A 17,093-nucleotide genomic window follows, 5' to 3' on the forward strand; every position below is an offset into this window, starting at 1 on the left:
TAACTTTAAAAGGAGCTGTTGCACAATCAGGTAACTGAAAGTGCAACAGCCCCTTCTAATTAATAATATGACTTCATTTATTATAGTGGATTTTTTGTGGAAGTATTGGTAAAATAAAAATAATTCAAAGAAAGGAAGTGTTCTATTGTTCACAGCACCAGTAATTCTAGAAGAAGAAGCAGACTACATGAAGCATGATCGGCTGACGAAAAAGCTGATACAAGAATTTTTTGAGGAATTCATCGAAGCGTTTTTCCCCAATCTTCACCCTCACATTGATTTCTCCAAGGTTACTTTCCTCGAACAAGAAGTGTATCTGGACTACATCAATGGCCGCAAGAAAGAAATTGACGTTCTCGCAGAAGTAAAGCTAAACCACCAGGATAAAATCCTGCATATCCACACTGAAGCCCAATCGACCCGTGAAGCGGATTTCCCCGAAAGAATGTTTCTCTATTTTTCTTACCTCTACGCCAAACACCGCAAACCGATTCAACCTATCGCTGTTTTGAGTTATAATAGGAAAAAAGATGAACCGACTCAATTCAAAATCGATACACCCACCCAGGAAGTACTTCAATTTAACTTTTTACAATTACACCTGAAAAAGAAAAACTGGAGAGAATATATTGAATCAGACAACCCGGCTGCAGCGGCATTGCTCAGTCAGATGGGTTATGAAGAGCATGAGCGGGTTCAGGTGAAGCTGGAGTTTCTGCGCATGATTACCCGGATGAAAATTGATCCGGCCAAAATGGAGTTCTTGTATGGATATTTTGAAACCTATTTAAAATTAAACAAGGAAGAGGAGGCACAAATGATGGAGCAAATGGAAAATCTGCCGGAGGAGGAAAAAGACATGGTGATGCAGCTGCCGAATTCTTATTTTGAGAGAGGGAAAGAGGAAGGGATAGAAGAGGGTATAAAAAAACGAAATCAAGAAATAGCTTTAGAATTGATAGCAAGAGGAATGCCAATTGACCAAATAGCAGAAATCACCGAACTAAGTAAAGAAGATATTAAAAAACTTGCTTCAGAATAACCAAAAATAATGGAATGAAAAAGGGGCTGTTGCACAATCAGGTAACTGAAAGTGCAACAGCCCCTTTTCTATGATTGTAACGAAATGATAGAACATTTTTATCTGATGCGGAAATGGTAAAGTCAAAAAAATCATAGGGTTATTTTAAAAAGTCATAAAATGTACATTTGAACTCCCCTGCATCTTCATTTATGATTTAACTATATATAGTGATGTTTTTAATTGATTGTACTATATATAGTTATTGAATAAGTTAAATAGAAAGTACATCAAAAACAAAAAGAAATGAATTGATGGAAATGAACAGGGAGGAATAGAGGATGGTGGAAGTAAAGAACGGTCCTGCAAGCACAAATATAGATTTAATGCAGGATTTTGAGGATATTGTATTCAGCTCTAATCAGGATTTAATCCAGGAGAATGCAAATGTTGACGGGAAGTCGCCATGTGGGCAAATGAACAAATTTGCTAGTGAGAGCGCTAAATTTTACGCAAAACAAAAGATGCTGCGTTCGGAAGCAAAGCAGGCAGTGGAGGATAATTATATTCATATTCATGATTTAGATTATATGCCTACGGGGACATCGACCTGCTGTCAAATCCCTTTGGGAAAATTATTGAAAAAGGGATTTGACACAGGACACGGCCATATGCGTTCTCCGCAAAGCATTATGAGTGCGATGGCATTGGCGGCAATCGTTTTTCAGAGTAACCAGAATCAGCAGCATGGCGGTCAGAGCTTTCAAGCATTTGATTATGATTTGGCTCCCTATGTGAAGAAATCCTATGAAAAATGGCTCCATAAATTACAGCAATATCAGCTTCCCCTTAATCAAAAAGAATTAGAGAAATTAGCTTGGAATGAAACAGATCAGGAATGCTATCAGGCCTGTGAAGCATTCATACATAATTTGAACAGCCTCCATTCCAGAAGCGGCGGTCAGGTTCCATTTACCTCTATTAATTACGGGACAGATACAAGCAGAGAGGGGAGGCTGATTATAAAAAATCTGCTTTTAGCTACACAATCAGGATTGGGGAAAGGAGAGACCCCTATTTTTCCAATTCAAATATTTAAAATGAAAAAAGAGGTTAATTTTTACAAAGGCGATCCAAATTATGACTTGTATCAGTTAGCACTCGAAACAACGGCAAAACAGCTTTTCCCAAATTTCAGCTTTATTGATGCACCGTTTAACTTAGCTTATTATGAAGAAGGAAATCCGGATTCAGAAGTAGCTTATATGGGCTGCCGTACACGTATTATGGCAAATCGGCATGGAGAGGAAAACAGTGTAGGACGTGGAAATATTTCGTTCACCAGTATTAATCTAGTAAAAATAGCTCTTACAACCTCAACCATCGAAGCATTTATGCAGAAATTAGAGGATTATGCAGAAATCATCATTCGTCAATTATATGAACGGTATTTATTTCAGACGAATAAACTTGTGAATAATTTCACTTTCCTGCATGGAGAAGGTGTCTGGACAGGCAGTGATGAGCTTAACTCTGGAGAACGATTAGAAAAAGTGCTGAAGCAGGGAAGCCTGAGTGTTGGTTTTATTGGTCTGGCAGAGTGTTTAAAAGCATTGACAGGCAAGCATCATGGAGAATCAGAGCAGGCACAGGAGCTGGGAGAAGAGATTGTTTCCTTCTTAAGGAAGAAATGTGACGAAGCCTCCGAAAGCTATGATTTGAATTATTCGTTGATTGCGACACCTGCAGAAGGCTTAAGCGGCCGTTTTACAAAACAGGATCAAAAGGATTTCGGAGTGATAGAAGGAGTTACAGACAGAGATTATTATACGAACTCTTTTCATATCCCAGTGTACTATCCAATCCGTGCTGTGGAGAAAATAAAACGGGAAGCAGTATATCATCCATATACAAATGCTGGTCATATCACCTATATTGAAGTAGATGGAGATATCAGCAAAAATGTAAAAGCAATCGATACACTCGTAAAAACGATGGCTGAAAGCGGAATTGGATATGGCAGTATCAATCATCCGGTCGATCGCTGCAAAAGCTGCGGCTATACTGGAATGATTGATAATGATTGTCCAGGATGCGGGATAACCGATGAAAGGCAATTTGACCGGATTCGGCGTATTACCGGCTATCTGGTAGGAACAATGGATAAATGGAATACTGCTAAGGCATCTGAAGAGCATGACAGAGTGAGGCATGTCTAATGGAAACGGCGAGGGTATTGTCTATCTACCATGATTCTGTTGTCGATGGAGAAGGTCTGCGTACGGTTATATTCTTTGCCGGCTGCCCCCATTACTGCAAAGGATGTCATAATCCGAAGTCATGGAATTTGCGAAATGGCAAGGAAATGGAGGTACAGCAGATTGTTGAGGAAGCTTTGAACCCTTTAACAGATATTACATTAAGCGGCGGAGATCCCTTTTACCAGGCAGAAGCAGCGGCTAAGGTTGCCAAACAATTGAAAGCACATGGTAAAAATATATGGGCTTATACTGGCTGGACAATAGAACAGCTGCTTAAAAATAAAGATCCAGATCAGCTGGAGCTTCTTAAATATGTAGATGTCCTGGTGGAAGGTCCATTTATTTTAGCTGAACGGGATTTAACCTTATCGTTTCGCGGGAGCCGGAATCAGCGAATTATTGAAATGAAGAGTATATTGGAGTGACATAGCCATTAAAAACTGATCTGAGAGAAATAATCCAGATCAGTTTTTAATGGCTGAAAATGATAAGTCAAACTGGATACAATGAAAACCTGTATAGGCTTTCTCAAGTTGCAAGGTTTCCTTTAGCGTAATTTTATAAGCTTTTAAGAAAAAATAAGTATATAATTACTTTCATAGCAGCAGAGGAAGTTCATTTATTGTGAGAGTCGAAAAGAATGTGAAGATATTGTAAAGAATACATCTTACCTGCAGTGCACAGGTTTCAATCTAATGAAAAAAGGTAATAGCTCAAAATAGAGAAAAATAGTTTAATTTGCTAAAATACGTTAAAAATAGGGATGAGATTTGTTGATGCGTGTAGAATTAGCAATAATAACAATATCATATAACTAAAAAAAGAACAGGCAGGGAGCTATGGAGATGGAAGCATATCAGAAAAAGACAGCAGACGTTCTCGAAGCAGTCAATTCTTCGCAGCAGGGTTTATCAAACAAAGAAGCAAAATCAAGACTTGAAAAACATGGCTATAATGAAATAGAGGATAAAGAAAAAATTCCGACGTGGAAGCTTTTCCTGGAGACCTTCAAGGATCCAATGGTTATTGTGCTGTTAGCAGCGGCTGCTGTGCAAATACTAATTGGAGAATGGGTTGAGTCCATTATTATCTTCCTTGTACTGTTAATCAATTCTGTGATTAGCGTGGTGCAGACAAGAAAAGCAGAAAGCTCACTGGAAGCATTGCGGGATATGTCCGCACCGGAAGCAAAAATTATGCGGGATGGTACAGAAAAAACGATTGCGGCAAAAGAGCTTGTTCCCGGAGATATTGTCTATCTGGAGGCGGGAGATTATGTTCCTGCTGACGGACGTGTGATAGAGAGCGGTTCTTTGCGGGTAAATGAGGGAATGCTTACCGGCGAATCGGAGGCTGTAGAAAAGCATACGGTGGTTATTGGAGAAGAAGTTGCTTTAGGAGACCGCCTGAACATGGTGTACAGCAGCTCTTTAGTTGTTTATGGACGGGGTACTTTTGTTGTTACCGGAACAGGAAGTAAAACAGAGGTTGGTAAAATTGCCGATATGCTTTCCACTGCAGAGCAAAAGGAAACACCATTGCAGCAGAAGTTAAACAGCTTCAGTAAAAAGCTTGGCGTGGGTATCCTTATTTTATGTATTGCTATTTTTGCAGTTCAGGCAGCACGCATCTGGTTTGGAGACAGTGAGGCAAATACAACGACTGCATTATTAAATGCGCTGATGTTCTCTGTGGCAATTGCTGTTGCAGCTATTCCCGAGGCTTTGCAATCTATTGTCACCATTGTCTTATCCGTTGGTACGAATAAAATGGCAAAGCAGCATGCAATTATCCGCAAGCTCCCGGCTGTGGAGACACTTGGTTCGACACGTATTATCTGTACGGACAAAACAGGCACATTAACACAAAATAAGATGACAGTCACGGATGATTTTTTACCGTTTCATAAAAATGAGCGCTTACCTGAAAATCCCGATGATTGGGGGAAATCCGAGAAATTACTTGTTTATATTGCAGCGCTTTGTAATGATTCCTATATTAATCAGGATGAACAGGAGATTGGGGATCCGACGGAAGTTGCGTTAATTCAATTTGCAGATAAACATGCTCACAGCTATCAGGAATTACGAAAAAAATATCCGAGAGAAGCAGAGCTCCCGTTTGATTCAGACCGTAAGCTGATGTCTACCGTACATCATATAGATGGGGAACGTCTGTTATTTGTTAAAGGCGGGCCGGATGTCATGTTCCAAAGAGCCGGTTATGCGCTGTTGGATGGAGAAGAACAGCCGCTGACGGATGATTTGCTTGAGCGCTTTGAAGGTGCGAATGAAGACTTTTCCAATCAGGCTCTGCGTGTTCTTGCTTATGGTTATAAACATCTGCCGGAAGACCAGACAGAGATTACTTACGAAGATGAAAAGGATTTTGTATTGGTCGGTTTGACGGCAATGATGGACCCGCCGAGAGAGGCTGTGTATGGCTCTATTGAAGAAGCCAAATCAGCAGGAATCCGGACCATCATGATTACAGGTGACCATAAAACAACAGCTCAGGCAATTGGCAGAGATATCGGTCTGATGGGAGATAATGATATTGCCATTACGGGAAGAGAGCTCGATAAGATGTCAGATCAAGAATTAGAGGACAAGCTGGAGCAAATTTCTGTTTATGCCCGGGTATCACCTGAAAATAAAATAAGAATTGTACGTGCCTGGCAGCAAAGAGGTGCGATAACGGCAATGACAGGGGATGGAGTGAATGATGCTCCTGCTTTAAAACAGGCGGATATCGGCATTGCCATGGGAAGCGGTACAGATGTATCCAAGGATTCCTCTGCAATGATTCTGACCGATGATAATTTTGTTTCTATTGTTAATGCTGTTCAGGTTGGAAGAACCGTATTTGATAATATTAAAAAAGCGATCGGCTATTTATTTGCAGGAAACTTAGGCGCAATCATCGCTATTCTGTATGCTGTTATCTTTAATCTGCCAAATCCATTTACTGCCTTGCAGCTTTTGTTTATTAACTTAGTCAATGATTCGCTGCCTGCGATTGCACTTGGAGTTGAGAAATCGGAAGCTGGCGTGATGAAGCGGAAGCCGCGTCCAGTTAATGAAGGGATATTTGCCGGCGGTACCTTGCAGACCGTTTTGACAAGGGGAATATTAATTGCAGCTGCGGTTATTATTTCCTTCTACATCGGCCTGTCCCATTCCAATGAAATGGGTGTAGCGATGGCATTTACCACCTTAATTATGTCACGTACGCTGCAGACCTTTGCAGCACGCTCGAATACACAGACTTCCGTTAAGCTGGGCTTCTTCTCGAATAAATACGTAATTGGAGCAGTGGTATTAGGCTTTGCTTTATATGGCATTACCCTGCTGCCATTTGCCAGAGAGGTATTTAATATCCCTCCTGAATTTGGTTTAACAGAGTGGGGCATCGCCACTGGTTTAGCAGTAGCCGGAGTAATTTGCATGGAGATTGCGAAAGTGTTTTTTAAAAAAACTTCAAAAGCCGAATAGATCATAAAGACCTTCTACATCTTACCATTTTAATGCAGGGTAGAGGGGCTTTATCATTATGAAGGCTGGTATGGATCCGTTTTACAGAATGAAAAAAGCGGATGTACTGGCAATGTTTCGTATGGTAAAGGATATGCCGGCAAAGGACAAGGTGATAAATATTGCATTCTCCGTCTGTATCGCTACGGTATTTGGGGACCATTTATCTTTTACAGCCAACTTCCAGCCCAATTTAATTTTGCCGATTATGCTGGGGAGAAGATTGTGGCAGCTTCCCTTTCTATTTATCTGGCGTTTAAATTGTCTGTTCGAAAGGCTGTGCAGTTAGAAAAAGAGGACAAACTGCAAGCGCAAAAGGAATAATTTAAAGACTGGCTATTTTCTTGTTCTAATGTAAAGTTCTTGTTAATTTTTGCTTAATTAGTAATTAAAAGTTCAGCTCCATGCTATACTTAATTACTTAAAGAAAAAATGAGGGCGGAATATGCTGATGAATAAAGATTATTTTCAGATGAAACAGGAGCAGGCAACAGCGTACTTTCAAATTTTGCAGGCTCAAATACAACAAGAAAACTTTGCGTTAACATTGGTAGAAACGCTTCATCATTATCAACAATCCAAAAGAAAAACTTGGCTGAATGTAGATAATTGGAAGCATCAGCCGGGCAAAACATTTATTTTCCAGCTTGCGAAAACGGGCCAGCTTGATTCCTATTTAGAGCGTAGTATTTCATATATCTATTTTCGCGACCTTGGCAGAGATATTACTTCGGAAGCAATGCAAAAAAGAATAGCTGTTGTTACAGAAGGTGTCAAAAATTATTTGAATAATAAAGAACAGCAAGTACCTTTCCATGTTACAGAGCTGTATCAAATGGCAGAAAAAGAATCATTGGAAGAGGTTTTCTTTTGGGTATCCGATAAACTGAAGCATGTTTCAGCAATACTTCCTGACGGATTAGATAAAAATGAAGCGAAAAGAAAAATAATGAAAATTATAGCCGGGATCGTCATGCATGAATTTGAAGAATTAGATGACGGGCTGTCCAAAGAAACAAGAAGGAAGCTGTTAGATCAGGCGGTTCGTACAGGCTATTATTATGGTTTGACATATCCACTGATTGATGATGTTCTCGATGCGGATATGTTAACAGCAGCTGAGAAGAAGTCCTTTGCTTATTTTATCCAGCAAACATTATTAACAGGGGAAGTGCTTCCAGTAAAAGCGGATGACTGGCAGAATAAGCATTGGGATTTCATTTCTGCAGTGCACGAGGAACTGTCAGAAGCGTTTTATTATTTAAAGTCATGTCAGCCGGAAGAAAATAGACAGATTTTCCTGGAAAATGCTTATTTATTTTTCGAAGCACAGGAATTGGACCGGCAAAAGCGGTTAGATAATAACAATTTTACAAATAAAGAACTGTATACATCCGTTATTTTAAAATCAGCTTCCTCAAGGCTGATAATCCGTTCTTTTAAACCTTTTTCAGAGGTCGAGAATATAGAAACAAATATGTTTTATTATGGGATATATAACCAGCTTGCTGATGATTTAACAGATTTGGAGGAAGATCTTGCAAATAATAATGTTACGCCATACACGTATTTTGTTACGTATAGTAAACAGAATACAGGCTTAATAAATCCCTTTGCCATGTATTGGTCTGTTATTTATTACTTTATCCATAAGCTTTATCCGGGAAAGACAGAGATAAGAGATATTATTTTGGACCGGGCGGTTAATGGTCTGAAGCGTCTGAAGGCAAGATTAGGAAAAGAACGTTATCAGGCCTTCAAAGAGCAATTTTCCTTTGATGCTGATTTTGACAAAGCTTTAGAAAAAATAGTAAACCGCAGTCACAATGTGGCATTCTTTGATAAATGGATTCGCGATCAATTTTTAGATACATTAAAACAAAATAAGCAATTAAAGGTACAGTTCATAGCTAAAATGAAAGCTATAAAAGAACCATTGGAAGAGCATCTTACCTTTGAATCGAAGGGAAATGCATTAAAAGAAGCAGCAAACTACAGCCTGTCAGGCCATGCCAAGCGTCTACGTCCGATTATGACATGGATCATGGCAAAGGAAGGGCTCCAGCTTCCAGATAATGTAATATTGCCATTAGCAAAATCGGTAGAATTTATGCATACAGCCTCCCTGATTTTTGATGATTTGCCATCCCAGGATAATGCTTCTGTAAGAAGAGGCAAGCAGACATTACATGAGAAATATAACCATGCAACAGCTGAACTGACCGGGCTCTGGTTAACACAGCGTGCAGTAGAGGAACAGGCTGCTATCAGGCATCAAGATTCCAATCGGCTTTTGGAGCTTATTGCTTACTCCACCCGGACAACGCAAAAAATGTGTCAGGGCCAATTCTTTGACCTGCATGCAAAAGGAAGCTCTTTAACACTTGGTGAGTTAAGGCAATTATCGGTTTATAAAACCGGCCTTGGATTTGAAGCGGCGCTGATGATGCCGCTTATTATTGCCGGGGAGTCCGATGAGCGTAAGCAGGCAGTTAAGGAGTTAGCTTATCACGCCGGTATTGCCTTTCAGATTAAGGATGATTTATTGGATCTAACAGGTGATGCGAAGCTGTTAGGTAAACATCCAGGCCAGGATCAACGGAACAATAGCTCGACCTTTGTTTCTATTCTGGGAAAAGAAGAAGCGCAGAAGGAAATGTGGAAACACTACCTGGAAGCGAGAAAAGAATTAGCAAAGCTTCCAGACATTCCCTTCTTTTATCAGCTGTTAGACTATTTGATATTACGTGATCATTGATTTTGATAGTTTAAGTAAATCCGGTTAAATATCACATTCTGTTTTATACTTATCACTAGTACATTTAATAATTGGTATTTTTATAGACTGGTAAAGATGTTCAATCTCTCCTTACCAGTCTAAATTTCATTACAATCCAAATTCCCTCGGATAGTCATCACGATTCATTGTATATATGATTTCTCCTGCCATATCTTCAAAATCGTCTGCATAGTTAGTTTGTTTAACAAAATTAGCGTTGATTTCATCATCTTTATCCTCAAAAATAACATAATGGTTGGCTCCATCAACTTCCACTCGATAGTATCTGGTAGAATTCATAGCTCCAGCTACATTTTGATTGATTTCAAATGTTTCTTCATTGCCGCTTTCATCAGCAATTGTTAAGATTTTTTCTTCGGAAAGGTGAAGCATTACATTTGGGCCTGTATCAGAAAGTGTAGTAAATTATTTCTTTTAATTAAAATTAAATTTATAAAAAATATATAACGACTGGTAAAATAGGATTATTTTAATAAATTTGCCTATTTGCTATGAACAGGCAGGTTCTATGGATGAAGTTGAGGATCTGGGAAAAAATTTTGCTGAAATGGTAAGTACCGAGGTTAGCGAGACGCAAGAAATAGAAGGTCCTGATAAAGAGAGCTATGGAGATCTTTTTCTGGAATATGACCTGCGAATTATTGTAAGGGAAGAAGAAACCAGAAAACTTTCAACGGGATCAAAAGGTACGAATGAAGCAGAAATCTCATGGTATGTATATGAGATAAACTACTAGCAGATGCAAACGATGAAAATATAATATTGACAGTTTCGCTGCTATATTAACATAAAAAAGAATCATACCTTACTCAATCTTACTTTGATAGAGTATGAATTTTTATCAAAAAGAACAGCAAACTTCAGCAGTTTATGCTTTACCCTCCGATTCTATGTTATTATTTTTCCATACATACTAAATATTACAAACAGTTATTTAAGAGTGATTTGAAGGTTTGGCTCTTTAATATGGATAGAATTTCTGCAAGGAAGCAGCTTTTGTCTGACTGGGAGGAGGGGGAACAGACATGCGAAAAAAAGACCTGCCACTAATGCTCCAAATGATGCTGTTCACCAGTGGATTAATCTGCTTCACGCTGCTTGTTACAGGATTACTTATTGGATATAATCAGGCGACAGAAACAAAGAAAGCGCTTGCGGATAAAGCGAGTTTAAGTGCTAGTCATTTTGCCCGTATGCCTATTGTTGTTGAGGCACTTAAAAAAGGAGAGGCTGATGAAAGACTCCGTTCTATCGCAGCGGAGATTCGTGAGGAGAATGACCTGCAATATATTGTGCTGATGGATATGGAAGGAATTCGTCTGATGCATCCTGTTGCTGAACGGATTGGAGAACATTTTGTTGGAGGAGATGTAGATGCAGTGCTTGAAGGAAAACGCTATACCTCCGAGGCTGTTGGTACACTGGGACCGTCAATGCGGGCTTTTGAACCGGTTTATAATCAAGAGGGAACGCAGATTGGTGCGATTTCTGTAGGAATTTCAACCAAGGTCATTAATCAGGCTGTGTGGGATAGCTTGAAAATCACTATTTTGGGAACTGTTTTAAGCCTTGGCCTCGGTTTAACAGGCTCCTATTTTTTAGCAAGAAGGCTGAAGAAAACGTTGTTTGACCTGGAGCCTCAGGAAATTGCGTATATGATGGAGGAACGGGAAGCAATGCTTGACAGCGTAAGTGAAGGAGTTATTGCCATTAATGCGGACCATCAAATTATTATTGCTAATCCATCCTCAGAATTTATGCTGGAACGGGCAGGCTATCATGGGGATATTATTGGTGAAAAGATAATAGATGTTTGGCCGGAGCTATCGCTGGAGGTATTACTAAACGGTGAAAAAGCAGTCTATGATAAACCCGTCCGCTTTGGTAATGTAGAAATGATTACAAACAGTGTTTCCTTTAAAGTGGATAAAAATGATGTCGGCGCGCTTGTTACTTTTAGAGATCGAAATGAACTGGATGCCATTATGAAGAAGCTGTCCGGAGTGGAATCCTATGCACATACGCTGCGGATGCAGACGCATGAGTTTATGAATAAGCTTCATATTATCGGAGCAATGGTTTATACAGAGTCCTATGAGGAGCTTGCAGAGTATGTGGACAGCCTTTCGCAGATTTATCAGCGGGAAACGGGAATAATTTCTGCGCATATTGATGATGTCGCTATTGCTGGATACCTTTTAACGAAATTGGAACGGCTGGAGCAGCTGCAAATTGATATAGAAATCCAGGGGGAGAACAAATGGCCGAGTCTTTCTGATCCGACTGCTGTTGACCGCTGGATTACGATCATTGGAAACAGTCTGGAAAACGCAGTCGATGCTATGGTTGGGCAGAAGGAAAAAAAGATTACGCTGGTTTTTGATGTTTTCGATGAAGAGCTGTTCTATGAAATTCGTGATAATGGTGCAGGCTTTGATATCGGAGAGTTACCTTCTATACTGGAAAAGGGTTATTCAACAAAAGGGTTGAACCGTGGATACGGAATGACGATTATGATTAATGCGATCAAAGCCGGAAACGGAACCTATCATATCCAATCTGAAATCGGTGCAGGTATGTGTTTACAAATTAAGATGCCATATAAACGTAATGATGAAGAGGGGAATAATTCAAAATGATACGTATAGCTATTATTGAAGATGAGCCGCTTATTTCTAAATTTCATCAGAAGTATATTGAGAAAATAGATGGTTTTTGCTGTGTTGGAATCGTGGAAACGGTTGAAGAAGGCATCGGGCTGGCAAGGCAGCCCAATGTTGATTTAATTTTACTTGATGTCTATTTACAGCAAAAAAATGGTCTGGATTTATTAAAGCAAATCCGTTTGGAAGAAATAAATGTAGATGTTATTTTAATCACCTCCGCCAATGACCAGCAATCATTAAAAACAGGCTATCGCTATGGTGTGGTGGACTATCTTTTGAAGCCCTTTACCTTTGAGCGTTTCCAAGAATCCCTCTTACGTTATAAGCAAACAGTGAGATTGGCAGAAGGAAAGGTGCACCAGGCGGAGGTGGATCGTTTATTTCATCCGCGTGAACAGCCTGTTTTAAAGCCAGAGGACTTGCCAAAAGGAATTACAAAAGAAACCTGCCGAAATATTTTAGCGGTAATGGTGGAGCATGAGGGTTGGCTGTCGGCGGCAGATTTGAGCTCCTATGCCAAAATTTCACATGTTTCTTTACGTAAATATTTACGTTTTTTTGAGGAGAAAAAGCTGCTTGAAAAAAATGTGATGTATCATCATTTCGGACGCCCGTTACAGCAATATAAACTCTCCCGGATTGGAAAAGACAACCTCCAACAATTTTAGTTTCGATTAGTTAAAAAATATATACAAACAAAATAAAATAGTCGAAAATAAGAGTTAGTTTTTAGTAAGCGTTTTCAGAATACGGGAGGGAGTTTAATTCATGAACTATGTAACTTCAGTGTGGCAGGAGCTTTGGAAGCAGCATAAGCGTACGAAGGATGTATTAAATATTTTTGCCATTCGTAAAAATGTTGCTGAGAAAACGAAAGATACAGATAAGCGTAAGGAAACTTCAATAAAGAATAGTGTCAATCAGGGACAGCCTGAAAACTCGGGAGATGGGCCTCCGAAGAAGCCCTATTCGAGAGCGCAAATCGTTGGTTTAATTTTAGGACCGTTATTATTTGTATTAACGATGGTGTTTTTTCAGCCGGAAGGATTATCCTTTGCTGGAAAGTCTGTTCTTGCTTCCACATTATGGATCGCGACATGGTGGATTACAGAAGCACTGCCTATACCGGCTACTTCCCTCCTGCCATTGATATTGATACCGGTAACGGGAGCGATGGAGGGGAAAGATGTAGCTTCTGCTTATGGAAATGATATAATTTTTCTGTTTTTAGGCGGTTTTTTTATTGCAACAGCAATGGAAAAGTGGAATCTGCACAAACGTATTGCGCTTTTTATTATTGCGGTAATTGGAACCGGTATACAAAGAATTCTACTTGGTTTTATGGTGGCAACCGGGTTCCTGTCCATGTGGGTTTCCAATACAGCTGCGGTTATGATGATGGTTCCAATGGGGCTGGCGATTACCGTTCAGGTAGCAAGTGTTTTAAAAGGGAAGCCGGAAGAAAAAGAATTACCGAAATTTGAGAAATCACTTATTTTTGGAATCGGATACGCCGGGACGATTGGCGGTCTCGGAACATTAATTGGAACACCTCCAAATATTATTCTGGCAGGTCAGCTGGATGAACTATTCGGTGTAAGTATTTCTTTTGCAACATGGATGCTGTTTGCTGCTCCTGTTGTTGTGCTTATGCTTTTCTTTACTTGGATATACCTGGGGAGATTTGCTTTTAAAACATCTATCAAAGAACTGCCCGGTGGAAAAGAGCTTATCCAAAATGAAAGACATAAACTGGGAAGGCTGGCATATGAAGAGAAAATTGTAGCATATGTCTTTCTTTTTGCCGCATTAATGTGGATTACAAAGGATCTTTTATGGACAGGAACACTTGTCAATATTCCGGGAATTTCTGACGGGATGATTGCTGTTGCTGCAGCCATATTATTATTTGCCCTCCCTGCCAAAAGAGAAGCGCGTATTTTGTCCTGGAAGGATTCCCGTGACATCCCCTGGGGTGTGCTCCTTCTATTTGGAGGCGGTCTGGCAATTGCAGCAGGATTTACACAGACAGGGCTATCTGATTGGCTGGGGCAGCAATTAACCATTTTAGATGGGTTCCATTTACTGGTGATTATTTCTGCAGCTACCTTGATGATCATGGCTCTGACAGAAATTACATCCAATACAGCAACAGCAACAATGATCTTACCTGTAGTCGGCGCATTGGCGGTCGCATTAAATATCCATCCATTTGCATTGATGATACCATGTGCAATGGCAGCAAACTGTGCATTTATGCTACCGGTCGGAACACCGCCGAATGCTATTATATTTGGTACAGGAAAGCTGAAGATTATTGAAATGGTTAAATCAGGATTCTGGGTCAATGTTGTAGCAACAGCAATAATTATACTCGCTGTTTATTATCTTGTTCCATTAGTTTGGGGGATTGATTTATCTATTCTTCCGAGTGAGTTTTTATAAAGCAATTAGCAATTAAAAAATTCGCATTCACTCAAAATACGAGCGGGTGCGGATTTTTCCAAAATATGCGTGTCACAATGGATGAGAGAATAGAATAACACTTCATTTAAATAAATTTTATATGATTGTGAGGAGATTAACAATGAAAACATTAAAAATTGCCAATATACCGGGAGACGGTATTGGAAGAGAAGTTGTCCCGGCAGCAGTGGAGGTCTTGAATACCATAGCCGCTATTCATGGCGGATTAAAATTTGAATTTACCGATTTCCCCTGGAGCTGCGAATATTATCTGGAACATAATCAAATGATGCCTGATGACGGTATGGAAAGACTGCAGGATTTTGACGGCATTTTCCTCGGTGCTGTTGGAAATATAAGACTTGTGCCTGACCATGTGTCTTTATGGGGACTTCTTATTAAAATCCGTCGTGAATTTGAACAGTCGATTAATATCCGTCCTGCAAAGGTGATGAAGGGGGTAAAATCACCGCTTGCGAATCCGAAAGACTTTGATTTGATTATCGTTCGGGAGAATAGTGAGGGCGAATATAGTGAGATCGGAGGAAAAATATACAGAGGAGAAGATGAACTGGCAATTCAAAATGCTGTTTTTTCAAGAAAAGGAACGGAAAGAGCAATGCAGCATGCCTTTCAATTAGCTGCTAAGCGGAAAAAACATGTAACAAGTGCCACAAAATCAAATGGAATTACTTATTCTATGCCATTCTGGGATAGTGTATTTCAAGATGTTTCAAAGGGATATCCTGAAATCAGTACAGACTCACAGCATATTGATGCGTTATCCGCATTCTTTGTGACACGTCCTGAGAGGTTTGATGTTATTGTAGCAAGCAATTTATTTGGGGATATTTTATCAGATTTAGGCGCTGGAATTATGGGCAGTATTGGTATTGCGCCATCCGCAAATATTAATGTGAATGGGAAATACCCATCGATGTTTGAACCGGTACATGGATCAGCACCGGATATTGTTGGAAAAGGAATTGCTAATCCGATTGGCCAGATATGGACTGCTAAAATGATGCTAGATCATTTTGGAGAAGAAGAGCTTGGAAATACATTATTGGATGTCATTGAAAGTGTAACAGGTGATGGTCTCCTAACGCCTGATCTTGGCGGAAAACATAGCACAAAAGAAGTTACAAATGAAATTATTAACCGGCTGAAAGAGGCTGATAAAAAAGGATAAAGCATACTGCAACTTTTATCAAATATGTAACTAAATAAAAATAGGAGGCTAAATAATGGGTAATAATTCAGAACTTATTTCATCAGAATACAGGCATGGATGGGCAAGGGTTAACAATATTAATCTGCATTATGTTGAGGCGGGGACAAATTCGGAAGAGCCTATTATTCTTTTGCATGGATTTCCCCAAAGCTGGTTAACCTGGCGTTATGTGATTCCGCATCTTATGAAGAATCATCTGGTTCTGGCTGTGGATTTACGCGGTTATGGTGATTCTGATAAACCTGCTGGAATAAAAGGTTATGATAAGTCTACAATGGCTTCTGATATTTATGAATTAATTAAACAGCTTGACCTGGAAAATGTAACTTTAGTGGGGCATGATCGTGGTGCAAGAGTAGCCCGGAGATTTGCGTTAGATTATCCAGATAAGGTTGCTGGTATAGGGCTCATTGATATTCTTCCAATGGAATATCTTTATGATGAGCTAACAGCTTCAGAAGCTGCCAAGAAATATTGGCATTGGACATTTCATCTAGTTTCCGATCTGCCGGAAGCACTTATACAGGGAAAAGAGGAAACGTATCTTGAATTTTTGTTCAGACGTGCGCCAGGGCTTCTGTCGCTTCTTAAATCAGATGGTTCATGGGAAGAGTATCTTCGTGTATGGAAACAGCCTAAAACATACCGGGCTGCGCTGAGTGATTATCGTGCTGCACACGAGATTGACTTACCGCACTATAGAGAGGACAACGCTGCCGGTAAGAAAGTAAAAACGCCTACTTTTTTATTGTGGGGAGACAATGGGAATCTTGCCGGTCAGCCAGTGCTCGATATATGGAGAGATGCTGCTCTTTATATTCAAGGAGAACAGCTTGAAAGTTGCGGGCACTATGTTCCGGAAGAACAGCCGGAAATTGTTTCTGAGTATATCTTGAATTTTATTAGAGAGAATCAGAAGAGGTAGGGTGAACAAGTGAAACTGATAGGCAAAGAAACAATTTATTTTTAATAATTTATTATCCGTAGTCATGATGCTATCATGGCTATTTTTTTTATCTTTCAAAAATAATATTACTATGCTGTTAAGCCAAAAAATGATCTTTTATTCCATGACTTGTTCTTTTCTCTTGCATATGAAAACAAATAAAATC

General features: G+C 39.6%; 13 protein-coding genes. 12 read left to right on the forward strand and 1 reads right to left on the reverse strand.

All coding sequences use genetic code 11. The features are described from left to right. The first annotated feature begins 145 nt into the window (after positions 1–145). The 6 genes from BN1068_RS06725 to BN1068_RS06750 all read left to right on the forward strand — a co-directional run bounded on the left by BN1068_RS06725 (position 146) and on the right by BN1068_RS06750 (position 9,573). The gene (locus BN1068_RS06725; RefSeq protein ID WP_254846716.1) at positions 146–1,042 is read left to right on the forward strand and encodes an Rpn family recombination-promoting nuclease/putative transposase; all 897 of its coding nucleotides are present in this window, start codon (positions 146–148) and stop codon (positions 1,040–1,042) included. A gap of 320 nt (positions 1,043–1,362) precedes the next feature. Beyond that, positions 1,363–3,240 carry an anaerobic ribonucleoside triphosphate reductase gene (locus BN1068_RS06730; protein WP_077602054.1) on the forward strand — a complete coding sequence of 626 codons (1,878 nt, stop codon included), beginning with the start codon at positions 1,363–1,365 and terminating at the stop codon, positions 3,238–3,240. Then, the gene (nrdG, locus tag BN1068_RS06735) at positions 3,240–3,707 is read left to right on the forward strand and encodes an anaerobic ribonucleoside-triphosphate reductase activating protein (protein ID WP_077602055.1); all 468 of its coding nucleotides are present in this window, start codon (positions 3,240–3,242) and stop codon (positions 3,705–3,707) included. The genes BN1068_RS06730 and nrdG overlap by 1 nt, the downstream gene beginning before the upstream one ends. A 420-nt stretch (positions 3,708–4,127) precedes the next feature. After that, the gene (locus BN1068_RS06740) at positions 4,128–6,776 is read left to right on the forward strand and encodes a cation-translocating P-type ATPase (protein WP_077602056.1); all 2,649 of its coding nucleotides are present in this window, start codon (positions 4,128–4,130) and stop codon (positions 6,774–6,776) included. A 58-nt stretch (positions 6,777–6,834) separates the two neighbouring features. Then, positions 6,835–7,104: an ethanolamine utilization protein EutH gene (eutH, locus tag BN1068_RS06745; RefSeq protein WP_311200291.1), complete on the forward strand. Its 270-nt coding sequence runs from the start codon at positions 6,835–6,837 to the stop codon at positions 7,102–7,104. 156 nt (positions 7,105–7,260) lie between these two features. Next, positions 7,261–9,573, forward strand: coding sequence for a polyprenyl synthetase family protein (locus BN1068_RS06750; protein ID WP_254846717.1), 2,313 nt, complete (start codon positions 7,261–7,263; stop codon positions 9,571–9,573). A 129-nt stretch (positions 9,574–9,702) separates the two neighbouring features. Here the strand turns inward: BN1068_RS06750 and BN1068_RS06755 are convergent, their stop codons facing one another. Further along, the gene (locus BN1068_RS06755; protein WP_077602057.1) at positions 9,703–9,987 is read right to left on the reverse strand and encodes a hypothetical protein; all 285 of its coding nucleotides are present in this window, start codon (positions 9,985–9,987) and stop codon (positions 9,703–9,705) included. A gap of 136 nt (positions 9,988–10,123) precedes the next feature. Here BN1068_RS06755 and BN1068_RS06760 point away from each other — a divergent pair, with 136 nt between their 5' ends. The 6 genes from BN1068_RS06760 to BN1068_RS06785 all read left to right on the forward strand — a co-directional run bounded on the left by BN1068_RS06760 (position 10,124) and on the right by BN1068_RS06785 (position 16,906). Further along, a complete protein-coding gene (locus BN1068_RS06760) occupies positions 10,124–10,351 on the forward strand; it encodes a hypothetical protein (protein WP_077602058.1) in 228 nt (75 codons plus the stop codon). Between the two features lie 289 nt (positions 10,352–10,640). Further along, positions 10,641–12,254: an ATP-binding protein gene (locus BN1068_RS06765; protein ID WP_077602059.1), complete on the forward strand. Its 1,614-nt coding sequence runs from the start codon at positions 10,641–10,643 to the stop codon at positions 12,252–12,254. Beyond that, positions 12,251–12,949: a response regulator gene (locus tag BN1068_RS06770; protein ID WP_077602060.1), complete on the forward strand. Its 699-nt coding sequence runs from the start codon at positions 12,251–12,253 to the stop codon at positions 12,947–12,949. The genes BN1068_RS06765 and BN1068_RS06770 overlap by 4 nt, the downstream gene beginning before the upstream one ends. 100 nt (positions 12,950–13,049) lie before the next feature. Next, on the forward strand, positions 13,050–14,726 hold the full coding sequence (locus BN1068_RS06775) for an SLC13 family permease (protein WP_077602061.1): 1,677 nt from the start codon (positions 13,050–13,052) through the stop codon (positions 14,724–14,726). 142 nt (positions 14,727–14,868) lie between these two features. Continuing rightward, positions 14,869–15,939, forward strand: coding sequence for a tartrate dehydrogenase (locus BN1068_RS06780; RefSeq protein WP_077602062.1), 1,071 nt, complete (start codon positions 14,869–14,871; stop codon positions 15,937–15,939). A gap of 55 nt (positions 15,940–15,994) precedes the next feature. After that, the gene (locus BN1068_RS06785) at positions 15,995–16,906 is read left to right on the forward strand and encodes an alpha/beta fold hydrolase (RefSeq protein ID WP_077602063.1); all 912 of its coding nucleotides are present in this window, start codon (positions 15,995–15,997) and stop codon (positions 16,904–16,906) included. Positions 16,907–17,093 lie beyond the last annotated feature (187 nt).

It is taken from the genome of Oceanobacillus sojae (genome assembly GCF_900162665.1).
Lineage (GTDB): Bacteria > Bacillota > Bacilli > Bacillales > Amphibacillaceae > Oceanobacillus > Oceanobacillus sojae_A.

Bases quoted from the DNA above. Each gene is read 5' to 3' on its own strand.
- BN1068_RS06740 (WP_077602056.1), top strand. From the start codon at position 4,128: ATGGAAGCATATCAGAAAAAGACAGCAGACGTTCTCGAAGCAGTCAAT.
- BN1068_RS06775 (WP_077602061.1), top strand. From the start codon at position 13,050: ATGAACTATGTAACTTCAGTGTGGCAGGAGCTTTGGAAGCAGCATAAG.
- BN1068_RS06765 (WP_077602059.1), top strand. From the start codon at position 10,641: ATGCGAAAAAAAGACCTGCCACTAATGCTCCAAATGATGCTGTTCACC.
- BN1068_RS06755 (WP_077602057.1), bottom strand. From the start codon at position 9,987: ATGCTTCACCTTTCCGAAGAAAAAATCTTAACAATTGCTGATGAAAGC.
- BN1068_RS06760 (WP_077602058.1), top strand. From the start codon at position 10,124: ATGGATGAAGTTGAGGATCTGGGAAAAAATTTTGCTGAAATGGTAAGT.
- BN1068_RS06780 (WP_077602062.1), top strand. From the start codon at position 14,869: ATGAAAACATTAAAAATTGCCAATATACCGGGAGACGGTATTGGAAGA.
- BN1068_RS06750 (WP_254846717.1), top strand. From the start codon at position 7,261: ATGCTGATGAATAAAGATTATTTTCAGATGAAACAGGAGCAGGCAACA.
- eutH (WP_311200291.1), top strand. From the start codon at position 6,835: ATGAAGGCTGGTATGGATCCGTTTTACAGAATGAAAAAAGCGGATGTA.
- BN1068_RS06770 (WP_077602060.1), top strand. From the start codon at position 12,251: ATGATACGTATAGCTATTATTGAAGATGAGCCGCTTATTTCTAAATTT.
- BN1068_RS06785 (WP_077602063.1), top strand. From the start codon at position 15,995: ATGGGTAATAATTCAGAACTTATTTCATCAGAATACAGGCATGGATGG.
- BN1068_RS06730 (WP_077602054.1), top strand. From the start codon at position 1,363: ATGGTGGAAGTAAAGAACGGTCCTGCAAGCACAAATATAGATTTAATG.
- nrdG (WP_077602055.1), top strand. From the start codon at position 3,240: ATGGAAACGGCGAGGGTATTGTCTATCTACCATGATTCTGTTGTCGAT.